The organism is uncultured Streptococcus sp., from assembly GCF_901875575.1.
GTDB lineage: Bacteria > Bacillota > Bacilli > Lactobacillales > Streptococcaceae > Streptococcus.
On sequence record NZ_CABFMF010000017.1, the window covers coordinates 1 to 18,056 of the forward strand.

Sequence of the window (18,056 nt, forward strand, 5' to 3'; positions counted from 1 at the left end):
AGTCCGTACGGGATTCGAACCCGTGTTACCGCCGTGAAAAGGCGGTGTCTTAACCCCTTGACCAACGGACCTGAGTTGTTTTCAACTCTTTCTATTATACCCACTTTTTCTTCCTTGTCAACTACTTTTTTAACTTTTTCTGATAAAATATTAGCTCACTGAGTATAGACTATTTATTTTTTAACTTTTCTTCTTAATTTGACTATAGCCTCGGTCCTAGCTGTATGTGGAAACATATCTACCGACTGAATGTATTCAACATTATATACCTTTACTAATTTGACTAAATCTCGTGCTAATGTTGAAACGTTACAAGAGATATATACCATTTTTTCTGGGGCATAACTTACAATAGTATCTATTAACTTATTAGCTAATCCAGTTCGTGGCGGATCTACAATCAAGGCGTCTGCTCGATAACCTTCCTTATACCAACGTGGAATAATCTCTTCTGCCATTCCTACCTCATAATAGGTATTGTCAAATCCCATTCTTTTTGCATTTCTTTTGGCATCTTCGATAGCTTCAGGAATGATATCCATTCCTCTTAGAGTTTTAACTTTTCTAGCAAATGCAAATCCGATAGTACCGACTCCACAATAAGCATCAATCAAATTATCTTCTTGACCGACATCTAAAGCTTTGACTGCTTCACCATATAAAATTTCAGTTTGCTCTGGATTAAGTTGGTAGAAAGCTCTAGGAGATAAAGCAAACTCATAATCCAATACACCTTCTTGGATACTGTCTTGTCCCCAGATGATTTCTGTTTTATCCCCATATATTTCACTTGTTTTTGCAGTATTGGTATTAACAGCAACTGTGACTATTTCTGGAAAGTCTTTAACTAAGTCTTTTATTAACTGGTTTAAATTGATCTGACGATTTGTAACAATAATTATCTGAACCTGTCCAGTCTTTTTAGCTCTACGCACCATAATAGTACGAATTCCTAAGTTTTTTCTTTCATCTGTAATTGGTATCTGGTGATAGGTTAATAATTCTGCTAGGCGGTTTGCAATAACCTGTGTTTCCTTATCTTGAACTAAACAATCTTTCAATTCAACCAAGTAATGCGAATTTTGTGCATACAAACCTGCCTTGACTTGATTTTTAAATTTTCGAGTTTGAAATTGCAACTTTGCTCGATAGTATTTTGGTTCTTTCATACCAATAGTTGGACGAACCTCATAGTTTTCATATCCTTCAGGTGCAAATTTTTTAAGTGCTTGGTGTAACAAATCCGTTTTGAACTCTAGTTGTTTATCATAGTGGAGATGCATTATTTGACAGCCACCACATTCATTATAGATTGTACAAGCGGGTACTACTCGGAATTTTGACTTTTTATTAACCTTTAGTAATCTTGCTTCTGCAAAATTACGTTTAATAGAAGTAATTTCGCAATAGATGTCTTCTCCTTTGAGGGCTCCTGGTACAAAAATTAAGGTTTTTTGATAAAATCCAATCCCCTCTCCATTGATTCCCATCCGCTTGATTTTTAATGGTATTTTTTGTTTCACTTTCAGATTCATATCCCTATCTTATCACATTTTACGATATAATAGAAACATGAAAATCACAAAACTTGAAAAGAAGAAAAAACTTTATCTGATGGAGCTAGACTCTCAACAAAAATACTATATAACAGAAGATACTATTGTCCGTTTTATGTTGTCTAGAGATAAGATTATTACCCAACAAGAATTTGATAAAATCCAAGCATTCGCTCAATTCTCTTATGCTAAAAACCTGGCACTTTATCATCTTTCCTTTAAAGCACGCACTGAAAAAGAGGTTAGAGAATACCTAAATAAACATAATATTGATCTTCAAATAGCTTCGCAAGTCATTTCAAATCTTAAAGAAGACAATTGGATAAACGACCGTCAATATGCCTATACCATCGTCAATGCCAACCAACTCTCTGGTGATAAGGGGCCTTATTCGCTACTTCAAAAACTATCGCAAAAAGGTGTTGTTAAAACTACCGTTGAGGAGGTCTTGAATGAATTTGATTTCTCTCAAGTTGCTCAACGTATTGCTGAAAAACTCTTTAAAAAGTATGATGGAAAACTCCCAGCTCGTGCCCTACAAGAAAAAATCATTCAAAACCTCGCTAACAAAGGCTTTTCTTATGCAGATGCAAAATGGGCTTTTGAACAGTTGGATAGTCAAGTTGACGAAGACACTACTCAGGAACTCATCTTCAAGGAGCTTGATAAGCAATATACTAAGTATGCTCGAAAATATGAAGGATACGAACTTAAACAGAGATTAACTCAGGTTTTAGCTAGAAAAGGCTATGATTTTTCAGATATAGCTAGCGCCCTCAGAGAATATCTTTAATTTTTTAGATAAAATTCATAAATTTTGGGCTATTTTATGGTACAATAGTAAACGATAAACTTATAAATTGTAGAAAGTTGGTTAGTTATGAAGCTTCCAAAAGAAGGCGACTTTATTACAATTCAAAGTTATAAGCATGATGGGAGTCTCCACCGCACTTGGCGAGACACCATGGTACTAAAAACAACAGAGAACGCCATTATTGGTGTTAACGATCATACACTGGTTACCGAAAGTGATGGTCGTCGTTGGGTGACTAGAGAACCTGCTATTGTTTACTTTCACAAGAAATATTGGTTTAATATCATTGCCATGATTCGTGATAATGGAATTTCCTACTATTGCAATATGGCTAGTCCCTACTATCTGGATGAAGAAGCGCTGAAATACATTGATTATGATTTGGATGTCAAAATTTTCACAGATGGGGAAAAGCGTCTTTTAGATGTGGAAGAATATGAACGCCACAAACGCAAAATGCATTATTCTGATGATTTAGACTATATTTTGAAAGAACATGTCAAAATTCTTGTTGATTGGATTAACAATGAACGCGGTCCTTTCTCAGAAGCCTATGTCAACATTTGGTACAAGCGCTATGTAGAACTAAAGAATCGGTAAAGTTGTCAAACTAGGGTGAAAATCCTGGTTTTTTTGTTTTAATACTCAATGAAAATCAAAAAGCAAACTAGGAAGCTAGCCGCAGGTTGCTCAAAGCACTGCTTTGAGGTTGTAGATAGAACTGACGAAGTCAGTAACATATATACGGTAAGGCGACGCTGACGTGGTTTGAAGAGATTTTCGAAGAGTATAAAACCCAGTTTTTCAGCTGGGTTGGTCTCTATATATCTAATTTAGTAACAGTAAATTTGATGTGGGAATAGTCTTTTTCAACATCCTTATCCAGCAAGAAAGCTGAGGCATCCTTCTTAACTTGAACCAGGTCAATATTCTGGGCTTGTGCTGCATAGACACATCCACAATAACATTGACGGTAGATATCATACTCTTCACACATCTCTACTGAACGTTTGTAACCCTGATTTTTCTTGAAATCGCTGGGAAGATAGTGGGTGGTATAAATTTTTTGCACATCGATTCCGATGCTGTTGATGGTTTGAGAATTCTTATGAGGACTGATGGTTAAAGCCGAACCGAAGTAGTCAAAGCCCAAGTCCATAGCCACTTGTGCTGTCTTATCCAGTCGGTAGTCAAAGCACACCTTGCAACGGTCACCACCTTCTGGTTCTTCCTCTAGCCCCCTAACTAGTTTTCGATATTCATTTGGTTCGTAGGGAGCTTCTAGATACTGGACCGTATTTCCTGTTCGCTCATTAAAATCACTGACAAATTTCTTGGTAACATAGGCTCGTTTATGGTATTCTGCCTTGGGATGGATATTAGAATTGGCAAAATAGATAGTCACAGCTGCATACTTGGTCAAATATTCTAGGGTATAGGTACTGCAAGGAGCACAGCAAACATGCATGAGAATAGTTGGACGTTGCTCATTTTTCTCCCATACTTGTACCATCTTCTGCATAACACGGTCATAATTAATCTTCTGATTGGGGTTCATCTTACTCAGAATTTCTTCTACATCGATCATGTTCTTCTCCTTTTTCTAGTCTTATTTTATCATATAAGTTAGGAGAGCTCAAATCTATTTAGAAATGAATATCATAAAAAGGAGGGATAAACATTCCCTCCTTTTGTGTTTTTTATAAGTTACTTTCTACAGAAAGATTACATCATGCCGCCCATCATACTTGGATCCATGGCTGGAGCTGGGGTTGCTGGTTCTGGTTTATTGGCTACGACTGCTTCTGTTGTCAAAATCAAGCTGGCTACAGATGCTGCATTTTGTAGGGCTGAACGACTGACTTTAACTGGATCAATAATCCCTTGATCAATCATATTAACCCACTCGCCGGTTGCCGCGTTGAAGCCTGTCCCAACTTCAGCATTCTTCAAGCGGTCGATAACGATAGAACCTTCAAATCCTGCATTATGTGCAATTTGACGGACTGGTTCTTCCAATGCACGGAGAACAATATTACGTCCTGTTGCTTCATCTCCTGTCAATTCCAAATTCGCCACAGCTGGGATAACATTTACAAGGGCTGTTCCACCACCAGCAACGATTCCTTCTTCAACAGCTGCACGAGTAGCGTTGAGGGCATCTTCAATGCGGAGTTTCATTTCTTTCAACTCCGTTTCAGTTGCAGCACCAACCTTGATAACAGCGACACCACCTGATAATTTGGCCAAGCGTTCTTGCAATTTTTCACGGTCAAATTCAGAAGTTGTGGTTTCGATTTGAGACTTGATAACTGCAACACGGTGGGAAATAGCTTCAGGATTTCCAGCACCTTCTACGATAACCGTGCTATCTTTGTCCACGGTCACTCTCGCTGCTTGACCAAGAGCTTCAATTGTCGCATCTTTCAACTCAAGACCAAGGTCTTCTGTGATAACTGTTCCACCTGTCAAAATGGCGATATCTTCAAGCATGGCTTTGCGACGGTCACCGAAACCAGGAGCCTTAACAGCTACTACATTAAAGGTACCACGAATCTTGTTCAAAACAAGAGTCGGAAGAGCTTCACCATCCACATCATCCGCAACAATCAAGAGTGGACGACTAGTTTGGAGAATACTTTCTAATAGTGGCAAGATTTCTTGAATATTGGAAATCTTCTTATCTGTAATCAAAATGTATGGATTTTCAAGGTCAGCCACCATTTTCTCACTATCTGTCACCATGTACTGTGAAAGGTAACCGCGGTCGAACTGCATTCCTTCAACCACTTCAAGTTCAGTCTCCATACCACGTGACTCTTCGATAGTGATAACACCATCTTTGCCAACTTTTTCCATAGCTTCAGAAATGTACTCACCGACTTTTTCAGAACGAGAAGATACGGCAGCAACCTGAGCGATGGCTTCTTTGTTGGCAACAGGAATAGCATTGTTTTTCAAGGCTTCAACTGCTGCAGCAACTGCTGTTTCAATCCCACGACGAATGCCGATTGGATTTGCTCCAGCAGTAACGTTTTTGATTCCTTCACGGACAATTGCTTGGGTCAAAACAGTTGCAGTTGTAGTCCCGTCACCTGCGATATCATTGGTTTTTGAAGCTACTTCTGATACCAATTTGGCACCCATGTTTTCAAAATGGTCTTCTAATTCAATTTCTTTGGCAATAGTCACACCGTCATTGGTAATCAATGGTGAGCCAAATGATTTTTCAAGCACAACGTTACGACCTTTTGGTCCCAAGGTTACTTTAACAGTATCTGCAAGGATATCGACACCACGAACCATAGCTGAACGGGCATCTGATGAAAATTTAATTTCTTTTGACATACTTACTTTCTCCTTCTATTCTTCAATGATTGCCAAGATGTTAGCTTCACCTACGATGACGTACTTTTCATCACCATCTTTGACATCAAGACCTGCGTGGGCTTCAACTAAGACACGGTCTCCAGCTTTAACACTTGGAGCAACCAAGTCACCATTCAAGGTACGAACACCTTGTCCTGTAGCCACAACTTGAGCTGTTTTTGTTTTTTCTTGGGCTGAACCTGCAAGGACAAAACCTCCAACAGTTTGTTCTTTTTCTTCGATTTTTAAGACCACACGGTCTCCTAATGGTTTCAACATCTGTTTTCCTCCATGATGAAATAGAAATTATTAGCACTCTTTACACATGAGTGCTAATTCATAGTTCTATTGTATCACTTGGTCAGAAATAGTCAAGAAAAAAGTCTGACTTTCTCAAGATAAAAAGCCTGAGACCAACTCAGACTTTTCAATGTTTATACTCAATGAAAATCAAAGAGTAAACTAGGAAGCTAACCCCAGGCTACTCAAAGCACAGCTTTGAGGTTGTGGATGAATCTGACTTGGTTTGAAGAGATCTTCGAAGAGTATTAAAATGGCAATTCCTCCTCTTCCAATACCAAGTCCGCTAGGTCTTGACCTGCATTATTTTCACGCATGGCACGTTGGGCACGACTTTCCAATAGTTGGAATCCTGTCACAAGTACCTCGGTCACATAGTTCATTTGACCATTTTTCTCAAAGCGACGAGTGCGCAATTCTCCATCAACGGAAATGAGACTACCTTTTGTTGCGTAGCTTGCCAAGCTTTCTGCTAATCTGCCCCATAGGACAATGTTAACAAAGTCAGCTTCGCGTTCACCATTTTGGTCTTTGTAACGGCGGTTGACTGCAATAGTCGCTCGAGCTACTGACTTGTCATTGTTGGTTTTGTGCAATTCTGGTGTAGACGTTAAACGTCCAATCAAGATAACTTTATTATACATATTTTCTTCCTCCTACTTATCTATTCGTAGGAAATCAAAAAAAGTTACAGATATTTGTAACTTTTCGAGAAAATTTTTTACTTTTTATGAACCATGAAACCTGTCGCCTGTTGATTGGCCATAATGGTCATATCTGTAATCTGCACACGGCGAGGTTGACTGGTCACATAGACTACTGTGTCTGCAATATCCTGAGCTTGCAAGGCTTCTATTCCCTGATAAACCGTCGCAGCTCGTTCTTTATCACCGTGAAAACGTACCGTCGAAAAATCTGTTTCGACAATCCCTGGCTGAATGGTTGTCACCTTGATATCCGTTGCTATGGTATCAATTCGCAGACCATCTGAAAAGGTCTTAACTGCTGCCTTGGTGGCTGAGTAGACTGCTGCACCTGCATAAGCGTAGATACCTGCGGTCGACCCCATATTGATAACATGACCCTGATTGGCTTTTACCATTGCAGGCAAGAAACAGCGAGTGACTGCCATCAAACCTTTGACATTGGTATCCAGCATAGTCAGCATATCCAATTCTTCATAGTCTTGATAGGGAGCCAAGCCAAGAGCTAGTCCAGCGTTGTTGACCAAAATATCAATCTGCCCTATCGTTTCTAGAATATCGGAGCAGACAGTCTTGACCATGGTCATATCCGTCACATCCAGTGGAAAGATCCAAACTGTTTGATTTGGATATGTTGCTGCAAACTCTGACTTGAGAGCCTCTAATCTGTCTGTCCGTCGCCCTGTTAGAACAACATTCTCCCCCTGCTCCAGATAAGCACGCGCAATCGCTTCACCAATTCCTGATGTCGCTCCTGTAATCACAACATTTTTTGCCATCTTATTTCCTTCTATCTGGTCTATCAGATACTGACAAGTTCCTAGGCAGTCCAGTGCTTCACTGGGTCAAAGGGAGTTCCGACAACTTGCTCTTCTGATAATTCAAGCACCCCACGTTTTTGCGGAGCATTTGGCAAGGCAAGTTCACGAGGGCTACACATCATGCCAAAACTCTTTTCGCCACGAAGCTCGCCTGGGAAAATGAGATTGCCTTTTGGCATCATTGCTCCAGGAAGAGCTACAATGGTTTTCAATCCAACACGCGCATTAGGAGCCCCTGCAACAATTTGCACTGTCTTGTCATTTGCGACTGCAACTTGGCAGATGTTGAGGTGGTCACTATCTGGATGAGCTACCATCTCGACAATTTCACCAACAACAAACTTAGGTTCCTTGTCATTAACAATTTCTTCTGCAAAACCTTCCGTTTGTAATTCTTGGTTCAAACGAGCAACTTGCTCATCTGTCAAAAAGACTTGACCGCGCTCTGCAATTTCAAATAAACTTGAAACTTCAAAAATATTCCAAGCCACTGTTTCCCCATTCTCTTTGAGGAAAACACGAGCTACCTTGCCTTTGCACTCCACATCCAGTTTGGCATCTCCACTATTTTTCACGATGACCATAAGGACATCGCCGACATGCTCTTTGTTATATGTAAAAATCATTATTTCTCTTTTCTCCTATTTCAGTCCTGCTAAAAAGTCATTGATTTGTTGCTTGCTTTTACGGTCGCGATTGACAAAACGGCCGATTTCCTTGTCTTTTTCTAGAACAACAAGGCTAGGAATTCCGTAAACATCCCAGAGTTTAGCTAGATCCATGTACTGGTCTCGATCCACGCGAATAAAGGTGAACTCTGGATTGGTCTCCTCAATTTCTGGCAAGGCAGGATAGATATAACGACAATCACCACACCAGTCTGCCACAAAAAGAAAGACTTTTTTGCCATCTTTCTCTACTAAAGATGCCAATTCTTCTAAACTTGCTGGTTGTATCATAAGACTTCCTCCTCATAGACCAGGTCTCCATTTTCATAGACAAAGGTATAATGACGGCCATCCTCAAAAATGACGCCACCAACTAAGCTCTCCAGACTACTTTCATAAACTTGAACATAGAGGGTCGCAATTTCCCCCATATCTGAAAAATGGTCTCGCACAATCTCAGTCAACTCTTCCTGAGTCTTCATGAGCTTACGGTCATCTGCAACTTTTTTCGTAGCAAGAGCAAGGCTTCCGATACCAAGCAGAGCCAAGCCTGCCATCCACATTTTTTTAGTTTTCATACCCTTCATTTTAACACAAAAAAGGCTTCAGGACAAATGAGGAAGCAACAGAAAAGCAAGTAAAAAGAGTCTGGGACAATAGTCTAACCTTAAATATAAAAAGCGAACAAAACGAGTTATCTGACACTCAGAATTCTGTTTTGTTCGTTTTTTTGTCTAATCTATCGATTTTAAAATTTTATAGCTAATTAAAACAGGAGCAGGACAAAAGGGACTGTATATGAACGAACGCTATCAAGACTTGAAAAGCTAAAGAAAGTCAGGCGTTTTTATCTCCCCAAGGTAGACGGATTTTCGCTCAACGCAAGATTGATGTGGAACCTGTCTTTGGGAAGATAAAGGCTTGTTTCGGTTACAAGAGATGTAATCTGAGAGGGAAGCGTCAAGTGAGAATTGACATGGGATTAGTACTTATGGCCAATAACCTCCTAAAATACAATAAGACAACGACTCAAAACTAAAAAGCTAGAGTTCCACAATTGGAAATCTCTAGTTTTTTTGTGGCTGAGAACTATTTTGTCTCAGACTCTTATACGAACTATATTCTCATAGCCTGTACTCTAATTAAGGAATCCACTTTCAATCAATAGTTGAACTTTTATTTCACATGCTTTTCTAGGTCTTTTTGATATTGAGCGTTTGATTCCAATTTTTCCTTTTGCCATTTTTTAAGTGCTTCTTCGTACTCTTTGGTTGTCACGATATCATTTTTAAGCTCTAAACCTTTAAAAATAAATGGATCTCCTTTGATACCAACCTGTGAATAGGCTTTCGTAAATGGAACAGCACGACTAACCATCGGTGATCCTCCTGAAGAGGCAACTGGAATAAGAAGAGAACTATCAGTAACCCAGGCCTGTGCCTTAGCATATTTTTCGTAGCGTTTATTTAAATCATTTGTTTCAGATGCTGCATCATCTAACAGTTTTTTATACTCATCCAATCCAACTTTAGCTACTACTTCTGGATCTTTGCCTTTGGTAATACCTAAGTGTTTTAGAGCTGATCCTTTCTTAGCATCCAAAATATTGAGATAGGTGGCTGGATCTTGATAATCTGGGCCCCAACCTGTCCCATTCAAATCGTAATCTTTCTGAGTTGGAACCTTGGCTTGTGAAGTAATACTTTCCTTTTCGTTATCTGTCATTTGTAGGACATCAACAACCACATTCTCAGTTCCAAGAGTTTCCTCAATTGATTGTTTCATGGAATTTGTTTGCTGTACAGCAACAACATCAGTCTGTTCAACTGGAACATCCAAATGAATTGGGAAAGTAACTCCGTTTGATTGTAACTCTGACTTAGCTTTTTCAAATGCAGCTTTAGCCTTCTGTGAGTTATAAATAGTGTCCTTACCATCATTCAGAGTTACATCTTTCCACTGGTCGCCGTATTGCTGCAATTCAGCCTGAGCAAGTTGACCGAATGTCTTTTCACCTACTTGAACGTAATTGTCTGGCACTAAACTGTTACGAATAATCTTATCCGCACCCTCTTCGCCATTTAACTGCGCAGTATAAGCATGACGATTAAAGGCAAAGTTGATTGCCTGACGGAAGTTTTTATTAAGCAAAGCTTCTTTTGTAGATGTTTTTTGTGTTTCATCAGTTTTCGCAGTTTTGTTATACGATTGACGATTTACATTAAAAGTGAAATAGTAACTAGTCGCTTCCTGAGGGCTATAGATAATTTGATTCCCATATTTTTCTTTAGTGGATGCAAAATTAGAACTATTTGGGAATAATCTAGCCGTATTATATGCTCCAGAATCGAAGCTTCGAATTAAAGATTCCTGATCTGAACCGTCATAGAATGTTAATTTGACATGATCAACTTTAACATTTTCCTTGTCCCAGTAATTAGGATTCTTTTCATATTCAATGACAGATTTAGAAATCAAAGATTTCAGCACATAGGGACCATTGTAGAGAATACTTGATGGAGTTGGTACCCCATAATCCTTGCCTTTGGCATTCAAAAATTCTTCATTTACTGGAAGCATGGTTGCCGTAGTAACTTTTGAATTCCAAAAGCTTTCTGGCTTATTTAAGGTGTATTCTACAGTATAATCATCCAGAGCCTTCACACCTACAGTAGAGAAATCATTTGTCTCTCCACTGACATAAGCTTCCAATCCTTTGATCGATTTCTCAACCAAAGAAAGACCATCAGATTTTCCATCGGCTGCATGTTTGAGACCTGTAACAAAATCTTGCGCTTTCACTTCAGCGTACTCTTCACCTTCAGAAGTATACCATTTAACACCTTTGCGAAGCTTGTAAGTATAAGTTAAACCATCTTTAGAAACGGTCCAATCTTCAGCAAGAGACGGTATGAAGTTTCCATATTTATCATTTTCTAAAAGTCCATCTACTACATTCCCAATTACATCTGAAGTTGATGTTTTGCTTGTAACACTATAGTCTAAGGATGAAGGATCAACCGCATAAACATAAGAAAAACTTTTAGGTATATCTGCTTTCTTATCACTTTGGGCACAAGCCGTTACCAAAAAGGCCGAACTTAAAATTAATCCTGCTCCCAAAAGCCACTTTTTAGATTTCATAGACGATCTCCTTTAATATAGTATTTTTTACTATTATAACCTATTTCAGACCTAAAAGTAAAGGGGTTTTATATGATTTTTTTGAAAATTCTAAAAATTGCCCCTCATTCTCTTTTAAAAAATCAACGTATTAGAAATCATCCTATTTACTAAGATTTTTCATCCTTCTTGGAATCATCTTTCCATTGTTTTCTGTAAAATAACATGTGGTCCTTTGAAAATAGTTGGGTAATTAGAAAAAATTAAAATAATCTTATTTCAATTAGTGCCAATCTATAACTCCTTTTCCTATTTTTTTGATTTCTTTTTAACTCCGTAGTTTCCTAAGTCTCAATTTTTTTATATAATAGAGATCAGAGGTAAAAAAATGAAAAAACAAGCTTTTAGTTCTGAACAATATTTAAACTTGCAACGCGACCATATTTTGGAGCGTATCAATCAATTTGACGGCAAACTCTATTTGGAGTTTGGTGGAAAAATGTTAGAAGATTTCCATGCCGCTCGTGTCCTTCCTGGTTATGAGCCTGATAATAAAATCAAGCTCTTACAAGAATTGAAAGAGCAAGTTGAAGTTGTAATCGCCATTAATGCTAGCAACATCGAGCATTCCAAGGCACGTGGTGACTTGGGTATTTCTTATGACCAAGAAGTCCTTCGTTTGATTGATAAATTCAATGAATTGGGAATTTTTGTTGGCTCCGTTGTCATCACACAATACGCTGGCCAACCAGCTGCAGATACCTTCCGCAACCAACTCGAGAAAAACGGAATCGACTCTTATCTTCATTATCCAATCAAAGGATATCCGACTGATATGGACCACATTATTTCTCCAGAAGGTATGGGGAAAAACGACTATATCAAAACCAGTCGCAACCTGATTGTCGTAACCGCTCCTGGACCTGGTTCTGGAAAATTGGCAACTTGTATGTCTAATATGTATCACGACCAAATCAATGGTATCAAGTCTGGTTACGCTAAATTTGAAACATTCCCAGTTTGGAATCTTCCCCTTCATCATCCCGTTAACTTGGCCTATGAAGCAGCAACGGCGGATCTTGACGATGTCAACATGATTGACCCCTTCCATCTCCAAACCTACGGAGAGACCACTGTCAACTACAACCGCGATATTGAAATCTTCCCCGTGCTCAAGCGCATGTTGGAACGCATTCTAGGAGAGTCTCCATACGCTTCTCCGACAGACATGGGTGTCAACATGGTTGGTTTTGCTATTACAGACAATGAGGCTGCTGTCGAAGCTTCTAAACAAGAAATCATCCGCCGCTACTATCAAACAGTTCTTGATTTCAAAGCCGAAAAAGTTGGCGAAGGCGCTGTCAAGAAAATCGAGTTGCTTATGAACGACCTCGGCATCACACCTGCAGATCGTAAGGTTGCTGCTGCTGCACATCAAAAAGCAGAAGAAACTGGCGGACCAGCCCTAGCCCTTGAATTGCCAACTGGGGAAATCGTCACAGGTAAGAACTCAGAACTCTTTGGTCCTACAGCCGCTGCCTTGATCAATGCTATCAAGAAATCAGCTGACATTGCTAAAGAAGTAAAACTAATCGAACCTGAAGTTGTCAAACCGATTCAAGGTCTTAAAATCGATCATCTAGGTAGTCGCAATCCACGCCTTCATTCAAATGAAATCCTGATTGCACTAGCTATCACAGCTACGGAAAATCCTGATGCTGCCCGCGCTATGGAAGAACTTGGTAACCTCAAAGGAAGCGAAGCCCACTCAACTATTATCTTGACCGATGAAGACAAGAATGTCCTTCGCAAATTGGGTATAAACGTAACCTTTGACCCATACTACCAATACGATCGCTTGTATCGTAAATAAGAATTTCAGCCTCTCCTATTTTGGAGGGGTTTTTACTTAGTAAACTTCCCTTCTACCTCCAGACCAGTCTTTATGATATAATGAAGGAAGAAAACTGAAAGGAAATCTCATGTCAAAAGAAGTTATTGTTGAAAGTTTTGAACTAGATCACACCATTGTTAAAGCACCCTATGTCCGCTTGATTGGTGAAGAAACAGGACCAAAAGGAGATATCATCTCCAACTATGATATTCGTCTCGTTCAGCCAAATGAGGACTCTATCCCTACTGCTGGACTCCATACGATTGAGCATCTCTTGGCAAAACTCATCCGCACACGAATCGACGGTATGATCGATTGTTCACCGTTTGGTTGTCGTACTGGTTTTCATATGATTATGTGGGGACGCCACACCAGCGCTGATATTGCGGCTGTTATCAAGGATTCGCTCAAAGAAATCGCCGAAACCACTACTTGGGAAGACGTCCCAGGAACAACTATTGAGTCTTGCGGAAACTACAAGGACCACAGCCTCTTTTCTGCCAAAGAATGGGCAAAACTCATTTTAGAGCAAGGAATTTCCGACGACGCTTTTGAACGTCATGTCATCTAATCGCAAAAAAGGAACCGTCTTTTCAGATGATTCCTTCTTTTTTATCCTTGAATATTTGTTTTAAACTATTTCCCTAATAACCAAAACGCCATCTTCCATATCTGCTTCCAGATGTTTAGCATCTAAATGATCCAAGTGGAAGTCTGTCACCTTATCCCGAATTTCTTGTTCAACTATGCGACGGAGAGGTCGAACACCCATGACTTCATCATAGCCTTCTTCTGTGATATAGTCTTTAGCCACTTGACTGACTGCCAAGTCAATGTTTTTCTTGGCCAAGGTTTGGTTGACTTCAGCCAACATCAAGTCCACAATCTTAGAAAGGTCTTCCTTGGTCAAGTGTGAGAACTCGATAACTGCGTTAAAGCGGTTGAGGAATTCTGGACGGAAGAATGGTTTCAAACGATCCATCAACTCTGGTTTATCCGCATCTTCTGTCAAGTTAGCTTCATAGCCAAATCCAGCATTTGATGTCGCGATAATGACAGTGTTCTTGAAGTTTACTGTATTTCCCTGACCATCTGTCAAACGACCATCATCTAGGACTTGGAGGAGAAGGGTAATGACTTGAGGATCAGCCTTTTCAATTTCATCTAAGAGAATGATAGAGTATGGATTGCGACGAACACGTTCTGTTAAGGTATTGCTATTGTCATCATAACCCACATAGCCTGCTGTTGTACCAATTAGCTTAGAAACAGCTGTGCGGTCACTATACTCAGACATATCCAAACGGATGATAGCATCCTTGGTACCAAACATATCTAGCGCCAATTGCTTAGCAAGCTCCGTCTTACCAACCCCAGTTGGACCTACAAAGAGGAAGCTACCAATTGGGCGATTACCTTCATCAAAACCAGCACGGTTACGACGGATGGCACGGGCTACAGCTTCAACTGCCTTATCTTGACCGATTACCTTGTCTTGCAGGCGATGAGCCATATCTTTGAGACGTTCAATGTCAGATGCACCCATTTGAGATACTGGAATCCCTGTCATTCGCTCTACAGACTCAGCCACATCATTGACAGTAGCCGTCACCTTCATATCTTCTGTGTGGTTTTCGATTTTCTTTTCCAATTCTGCGATGCGTGTTTTATAGTTTAGAGCTGCTTCAAAATCTTCAGCCTCAACTGCTTTTTCTTGCTTGTCTTTTTCTACCTCTATTTCACGTTCAACAGCATGCACATCTGTTACTGGATGTTGTGCTGCCAAGTGAGCTGCCGTAACATCGACAAGGTCAATAGCCTTATCTGGCAAGCTACGTTGCGGAATATACTGGACAGAATAATCTACTGCTGCTTTCAACACTTGATCGGGCAGGATAACATTATGGTGTTCTTGATAGAGGTCACGAATTCCTTGAAGGATTTTAAAGGTATCCTCTGCAGAAGGAGCATTAACCTTGACTTCGTTGAAACGACGAGCAAGAGCTGCATTCTTCAAGATAGTGTTACGATATTCGTCTTGAGTCGTTGCCCCAATCACGGTCAATTCTCCACGAGAGAGGGCTGGCTTGAGAATGTCTGCAAGCCCCTTAGAACCACTGTCACCTCCAGTAGAACCAGCACCGAGGATTTGGTGAATTTCATCAAAGAAGAGGATAATATTCCCTGCTGCTTTCACTTCATTGACTAGGTTTTGAACATTTTCTTCAAAGCTACCACGGTATTGAGTCCCAGCCTCAAGGCCTGAGATATCAATGGAAATAATTTCCTTGTTCTTAATAGCAGCTGGAACATCTCCATTTACAATAGCTTGGGCTAGTCCTTCAACCACTGCCGTTTTACCAACCCCTGCATCCCCGACAAGAACAGGGTTGTTTTTAGTTCGACGAGATAGAATCTCAGAAGTCTCTTGAATTTCCTTGTTTCGGCCAATAACAGGATCCAGCTTGCCCTCGCGAGCTTCTGCTGTCAAGTTACGACCTAGTTTAGCAAGGAGACCATCTTGTTTCACAACTCCTGCCTTTTCAGACATTTGTGCATCCGATTCCATCTGACCTTTCAACTCTCCTGTTGCACGATAGTGGGCAAATTCTTCCGGTGTTACTTCACGTCCATTGATTAGGTAGCGACGGTTTTCAGAACTATATCCTCGCATCCCTCCCATCAATTGATTAAATAAATCATCCATGTTGTTAAAATTATTAAAATTGTTGTTCATATTGATTACCTCTTTATTACTTACTTATCATTACTGATATTGACTAACTTTGACTTTTGTTTTAAAAAATTTAGACTAGCTAACAAGCTACTCTGAGCACAATTTCTGGTTTTTCTTTTTCAAGCAGGAGTAGACTATCTTTACTTCTGAAGATTTCTAGATTAAACATAGACCCACCTCTTTCTATTTTACTTTAAATAAGTGTTCTAGTAAGGCTTTCATTTACCTTACGTTCCTAATATAACACTTTGGTCAGTAAAAGTCAACAACTTTGTTTGACTAAAATTGACCATTTTTAAACATAAATTATGATCACCCGTCAAACGGGTGGTTTGTACCATGACTATAAGCCCAAATCACCGAGGCTGAGATAAAAAGATTTTGATTTTAGGAATTCTTTATTATAAAATTTTAAAATCGATATATTATACAAAAAACGAACAAAAACAGAATTCTGAGTATCAGATAACTGGTTTTGTTCGCTTTTTATATTTGACTCTATAATATTTATAGTGGGTAAATCCCCTATAGATATTATAGAGCCTATTTTGTTGTAGAAAAAAAGTCCCATATGACCTATAATGAAAAGCAACCAAACCATCATTAGAAAGAATCATATGGAACAATTACATTTTATCACAAAACTACTAGACATTAAAGACCCTAATATCCAATTTATGGATGTCATCAATAGGGATTCACACAAGGAAATCATCGCTAGACTGGATTATAATGCCCCACCTTGTCCTGATTGCGGAAACCAAATGAAGAAATATGACTTTCAAAAACCGTCTAAGATTCCTTACCTTGAAACGACTGGTATGCCTACTAGAATTCTTCTGAAAAAGCGCCGTTTCAAGTGCTATCATTGCGCTAAAATGATGGTCGCTGAGACTTCTATCGTCAAGAAAAATCACCAAATTCCTCGTATTATCAAGCAAAAAATTGCTCAGAAGCTGATTGAAAAAACTTCTATGACCGACATTGCTCATCAGTTGTCTATTTCAACTTCAACTGTCATTCGCAAGCTCAATGACTGCCGTTTTAAGCATGATTTTTCTCGTCTTCCTGAGATTATGTCCTGGGACGAGTATGCCTTCACTAAGGGAAAGATGAGTTTCATTGCGCAAGATTTTGATAAGCTCAATATTGTCACTGTTCTTGAGGGGAGAACACAAGCTATCATTCGAAATCACTTTCTTAAATATGATAGAGCCGTCCTATGTCGAGTGAAAATCATTACTATGGATATGTTTAGCCCTTACTATGACTTGGCTAAACAGCTTCGCTTTCGAATTTCTAGGCTCAGGCTGAAACAGTCTCCCAGACTGTTTTACTCCAACATCTAAGTCGTGCTATGAGTCGTGTACGTGTTCAAATCATGAATCAATTTAAGCGAAAATCTCATGAATACAAGGCTATCAAGCGCTACTGGAAGCTCATTCAACAGGATAGTCGTAAACTTAGCGATAAACGTTTTTATCGCCCTACTTTTCGTATGCACTTAACCAATAAAGAGATACTAGTCAAGCTTTTGAGTTATTCAGAGAACTTGAAACTCCACTATAATCTCTATCAGCTCTTACTTTTTCACTTTCAGAATAAGGAACCTGACAAATTTTTCGAACTCATTGAGGACAATCTAAAGCAGATTCATCCTCTTTTTCAGACTGTCTTTAAAACCTTTCTAAAGAACAAAGAGAAAATCGTTAATGCCCTTCAACTACCCTATTCTAACGCAAAATTGGAATCGACCAATATTCTCATCAAACTTATCAAGCGCAATGCCTTTGGTTTTCGGAACTTCGAAAACTTCAAAAAACGGGTTTTTATCGCTCTTAACATCAAAAAAGAAAGGACGAAATTTGTCCTTTCTCGAGCTTAGCTTTTCTTCAATCCACTACAGTTGACAAAGAGCCTATTTGTCTCGCACCTAGCGGAGCGAGACGGACTGAAAGTCACATAACGAAAAAAGATACCTATGGTATCTTCTGTATATCGGGAAGACAGGATTCGAACCTGCGACACCTTGGTCCCAAACCAAGTACTCTACCAAGCTGAGCTACTTCC

General features: G+C 39.4%; 16 protein-coding genes, 2 tRNA genes and 1 pseudogene. 6 read left to right on the forward strand and 13 right to left on the reverse strand.

Annotation, left to right across the window (positions count from 1 at the left end; genetic code table 11):
• Both QZ114_RS05745 and rlmD read right to left on the reverse strand, forming a co-directional pair.
• A tRNA-Glu gene (locus tag QZ114_RS05745) sits at positions 1 to 71 on the reverse strand.
• Between the two features lie 102 nt (positions 72 to 173).
• Positions 174 to 1,535 (reverse strand): 23S rRNA (uracil(1939)-C(5))-methyltransferase RlmD, encoded by a 1,362-nt coding sequence (gene rlmD, locus QZ114_RS05750; protein ID WP_295500796.1) that lies wholly within the window; start codon positions 1,533 to 1,535, stop codon positions 174 to 176.
• A gap of 37 nt (positions 1,536 to 1,572) precedes the next feature.
• On the opposite strand from rlmD, the gene recX reads away from it, so the two are divergent.
• Both recX and QZ114_RS05760 read left to right on the forward strand, forming a co-directional pair.
• Complete coding sequence (gene recX / locus QZ114_RS05755; protein ID WP_295500798.1) at positions 1,573 to 2,349, forward strand: recombination regulator RecX; 777 nt, start codon at positions 1,573 to 1,575, stop codon at positions 2,347 to 2,349.
• A gap of 87 nt (positions 2,350 to 2,436) precedes the next feature.
• Positions 2,437 to 2,970: a DUF402 domain-containing protein gene (locus QZ114_RS05760; protein ID WP_295500800.1), complete on the forward strand. Its 534-nt coding sequence runs from the start codon at positions 2,437 to 2,439 to the stop codon at positions 2,968 to 2,970.
• Positions 2,971 to 3,190: 220 nt separating this feature from the next.
• Here the strand turns inward: QZ114_RS05760 and QZ114_RS05765 are convergent, their stop codons facing one another.
• From QZ114_RS05765 to QZ114_RS05800, 8 genes are all read right to left on the reverse strand, one after another.
• Entirely contained in the window at positions 3,191 to 3,958 is a 768-nt protein-coding gene (locus tag QZ114_RS05765) for an epoxyqueuosine reductase QueH (RefSeq protein WP_295500802.1), read from the reverse strand.
• A gap of 137 nt (positions 3,959 to 4,095) precedes the next feature.
• Positions 4,096 to 5,718: a chaperonin GroEL gene (gene groL / locus QZ114_RS05770; protein ID WP_295500804.1), complete on the reverse strand. Its 1,623-nt coding sequence runs from the start codon at positions 5,716 to 5,718 to the stop codon at positions 4,096 to 4,098.
• Positions 5,719 to 5,733: 15 nt separating this feature from the next.
• Positions 5,734 to 6,018: a co-chaperone GroES gene (gene groES, locus QZ114_RS05775; RefSeq protein WP_054384831.1), complete on the reverse strand. Its 285-nt coding sequence runs from the start codon at positions 6,016 to 6,018 to the stop codon at positions 5,734 to 5,736.
• A gap of 269 nt (positions 6,019 to 6,287) precedes the next feature.
• The gene (locus QZ114_RS05780; RefSeq protein ID WP_295500807.1) at positions 6,288 to 6,683 is read right to left on the reverse strand and encodes a single-stranded DNA-binding protein; all 396 of its coding nucleotides are present in this window, start codon (positions 6,681 to 6,683) and stop codon (positions 6,288 to 6,290) included.
• A gap of 77 nt (positions 6,684 to 6,760) precedes the next feature.
• The gene (locus tag QZ114_RS05785; protein WP_295500809.1) at positions 6,761 to 7,522 is read right to left on the reverse strand and encodes an SDR family NAD(P)-dependent oxidoreductase; all 762 of its coding nucleotides are present in this window, start codon (positions 7,520 to 7,522) and stop codon (positions 6,761 to 6,763) included.
• A 41-nt stretch (positions 7,523 to 7,563) separates the two neighbouring features.
• The gene (gene ytpR, locus QZ114_RS05790) at positions 7,564 to 8,190 is read right to left on the reverse strand and encodes a YtpR family tRNA-binding protein (protein ID WP_295500811.1); all 627 of its coding nucleotides are present in this window, start codon (positions 8,188 to 8,190) and stop codon (positions 7,564 to 7,566) included.
• 15 nt (positions 8,191 to 8,205) lie between these two features.
• Entirely contained in the window at positions 8,206 to 8,523 is a 318-nt protein-coding gene (locus QZ114_RS05795; RefSeq protein WP_000615777.1) for a thioredoxin family protein, read from the reverse strand.
• Positions 8,520 to 8,810, reverse strand: coding sequence for a DUF4651 domain-containing protein (locus QZ114_RS05800; protein WP_295500814.1), 291 nt, complete (start codon positions 8,808 to 8,810; stop codon positions 8,520 to 8,522). The genes QZ114_RS05795 and QZ114_RS05800 overlap by 4 nt, the downstream gene beginning before the upstream one ends.
• A 314-nt stretch (positions 8,811 to 9,124) precedes the next feature.
• Between QZ114_RS05800 and QZ114_RS05805 the strand changes: the two genes are divergently transcribed.
• The gene (locus QZ114_RS05805) at positions 9,125 to 9,271 is read left to right on the forward strand and encodes a transposase (RefSeq protein ID WP_295500816.1); all 147 of its coding nucleotides are present in this window, start codon (positions 9,125 to 9,127) and stop codon (positions 9,269 to 9,271) included.
• Between the two features lie 137 nt (positions 9,272 to 9,408).
• On the opposite strand, the gene QZ114_RS05810 is transcribed toward QZ114_RS05805, so the two are convergent.
• On the reverse strand, positions 9,409 to 11,376 hold the full coding sequence (locus QZ114_RS05810) for a peptide ABC transporter substrate-binding protein (RefSeq protein WP_295500819.1): 1,968 nt from the start codon (positions 11,374 to 11,376) through the stop codon (positions 9,409 to 9,411).
• A gap of 367 nt (positions 11,377 to 11,743) precedes the next feature.
• On the opposite strand from QZ114_RS05810, the gene QZ114_RS05815 reads away from it, so the two are divergent.
• Together QZ114_RS05815 and QZ114_RS05820 are read left to right on the forward strand one after the other, a co-directional pair.
• The gene (locus QZ114_RS05815; RefSeq protein WP_295500822.1) at positions 11,744 to 13,228 is read left to right on the forward strand and encodes a DUF1846 domain-containing protein; all 1,485 of its coding nucleotides are present in this window, start codon (positions 11,744 to 11,746) and stop codon (positions 13,226 to 13,228) included.
• Positions 13,229 to 13,337: 109 nt separating this feature from the next.
• On the forward strand, positions 13,338 to 13,820 hold the full coding sequence (locus tag QZ114_RS05820) for an S-ribosylhomocysteine lyase (protein ID WP_295500825.1): 483 nt from the start codon (positions 13,338 to 13,340) through the stop codon (positions 13,818 to 13,820).
• 60 nt (positions 13,821 to 13,880) lie between these two features.
• Here QZ114_RS05820 and QZ114_RS05825 read toward each other — a convergent pair whose 3' ends face one another.
• Positions 13,881 to 15,986, reverse strand: a complete 2,106-nt coding sequence (locus QZ114_RS05825; RefSeq protein WP_295500828.1) for an AAA family ATPase — start codon at positions 15,984 to 15,986, stop codon at positions 13,881 to 13,883.
• A 617-nt stretch (positions 15,987 to 16,603) separates the two neighbouring features.
• Here QZ114_RS05825 and QZ114_RS05830 point away from each other — a divergent pair.
• Positions 16,604 to 17,871 (forward strand): annotated as a pseudogene (locus tag QZ114_RS05830) (ISL3 family transposase).
• A 113-nt stretch (positions 17,872 to 17,984) separates the two neighbouring features.
• Here the strand turns inward: QZ114_RS05830 and QZ114_RS05835 are convergent.
• A tRNA-Pro gene (locus QZ114_RS05835) sits at positions 17,985 to 18,056 on the reverse strand.

What these genes read in the sequence shown, in the direction of transcription:
- rlmD (WP_295500796.1), bottom strand. Translation starts at nt 1,535, where the DNA reads ATGAATCTGAAAGTGAAACAAAAAATACCATTAAAAATCAAGCGGATG.
- QZ114_RS05800 (WP_295500814.1), bottom strand. Translation starts at nt 8,810, where the DNA reads ATGAAAACTAAAAAAATGTGGATGGCAGGCTTGGCTCTGCTTGGTATC.
- QZ114_RS05795 (WP_000615777.1), bottom strand. Translation starts at nt 8,523, where the DNA reads ATGATACAACCAGCAAGTTTAGAAGAATTGGCATCTTTAGTAGAGAAA.
- QZ114_RS05760 (WP_295500800.1), top strand. Translation starts at nt 2,437, where the DNA reads ATGAAGCTTCCAAAAGAAGGCGACTTTATTACAATTCAAAGTTATAAG.
- groL (WP_295500804.1), bottom strand. Translation starts at nt 5,718, where the DNA reads ATGTCAAAAGAAATTAAATTTTCATCAGATGCCCGTTCAGCTATGGTT.
- QZ114_RS05820 (WP_295500825.1), top strand. Translation starts at nt 13,338, where the DNA reads ATGTCAAAAGAAGTTATTGTTGAAAGTTTTGAACTAGATCACACCATT.
- ytpR (WP_295500811.1), bottom strand. Translation starts at nt 8,190, where the DNA reads ATGATTTTTACATATAACAAAGAGCATGTCGGCGATGTCCTTATGGTC.
- QZ114_RS05810 (WP_295500819.1), bottom strand. Translation starts at nt 11,376, where the DNA reads ATGAAATCTAAAAAGTGGCTTTTGGGAGCAGGATTAATTTTAAGTTCG.
- QZ114_RS05780 (WP_295500807.1), bottom strand. Translation starts at nt 6,683, where the DNA reads ATGTATAATAAAGTTATCTTGATTGGACGTTTAACGTCTACACCAGAA.
- QZ114_RS05785 (WP_295500809.1), bottom strand. Translation starts at nt 7,522, where the DNA reads ATGGCAAAAAATGTTGTGATTACAGGAGCGACATCAGGAATTGGTGAA.
- QZ114_RS05825 (WP_295500828.1), bottom strand. Translation starts at nt 15,986, where the DNA reads ATGAACAACAATTTTAATAATTTTAACAACATGGATGATTTATTTAAT.
- groES (WP_054384831.1), bottom strand. Translation starts at nt 6,018, where the DNA reads ATGTTGAAACCATTAGGAGACCGTGTGGTCTTAAAAATCGAAGAAAAA.
- QZ114_RS05815 (WP_295500822.1), top strand. Translation starts at nt 11,744, where the DNA reads ATGAAAAAACAAGCTTTTAGTTCTGAACAATATTTAAACTTGCAACGC.
- QZ114_RS05765 (WP_295500802.1), bottom strand. Translation starts at nt 3,958, where the DNA reads ATGATCGATGTAGAAGAAATTCTGAGTAAGATGAACCCCAATCAGAAG.
- recX (WP_295500798.1), top strand. Translation starts at nt 1,573, where the DNA reads ATGAAAATCACAAAACTTGAAAAGAAGAAAAAACTTTATCTGATGGAG.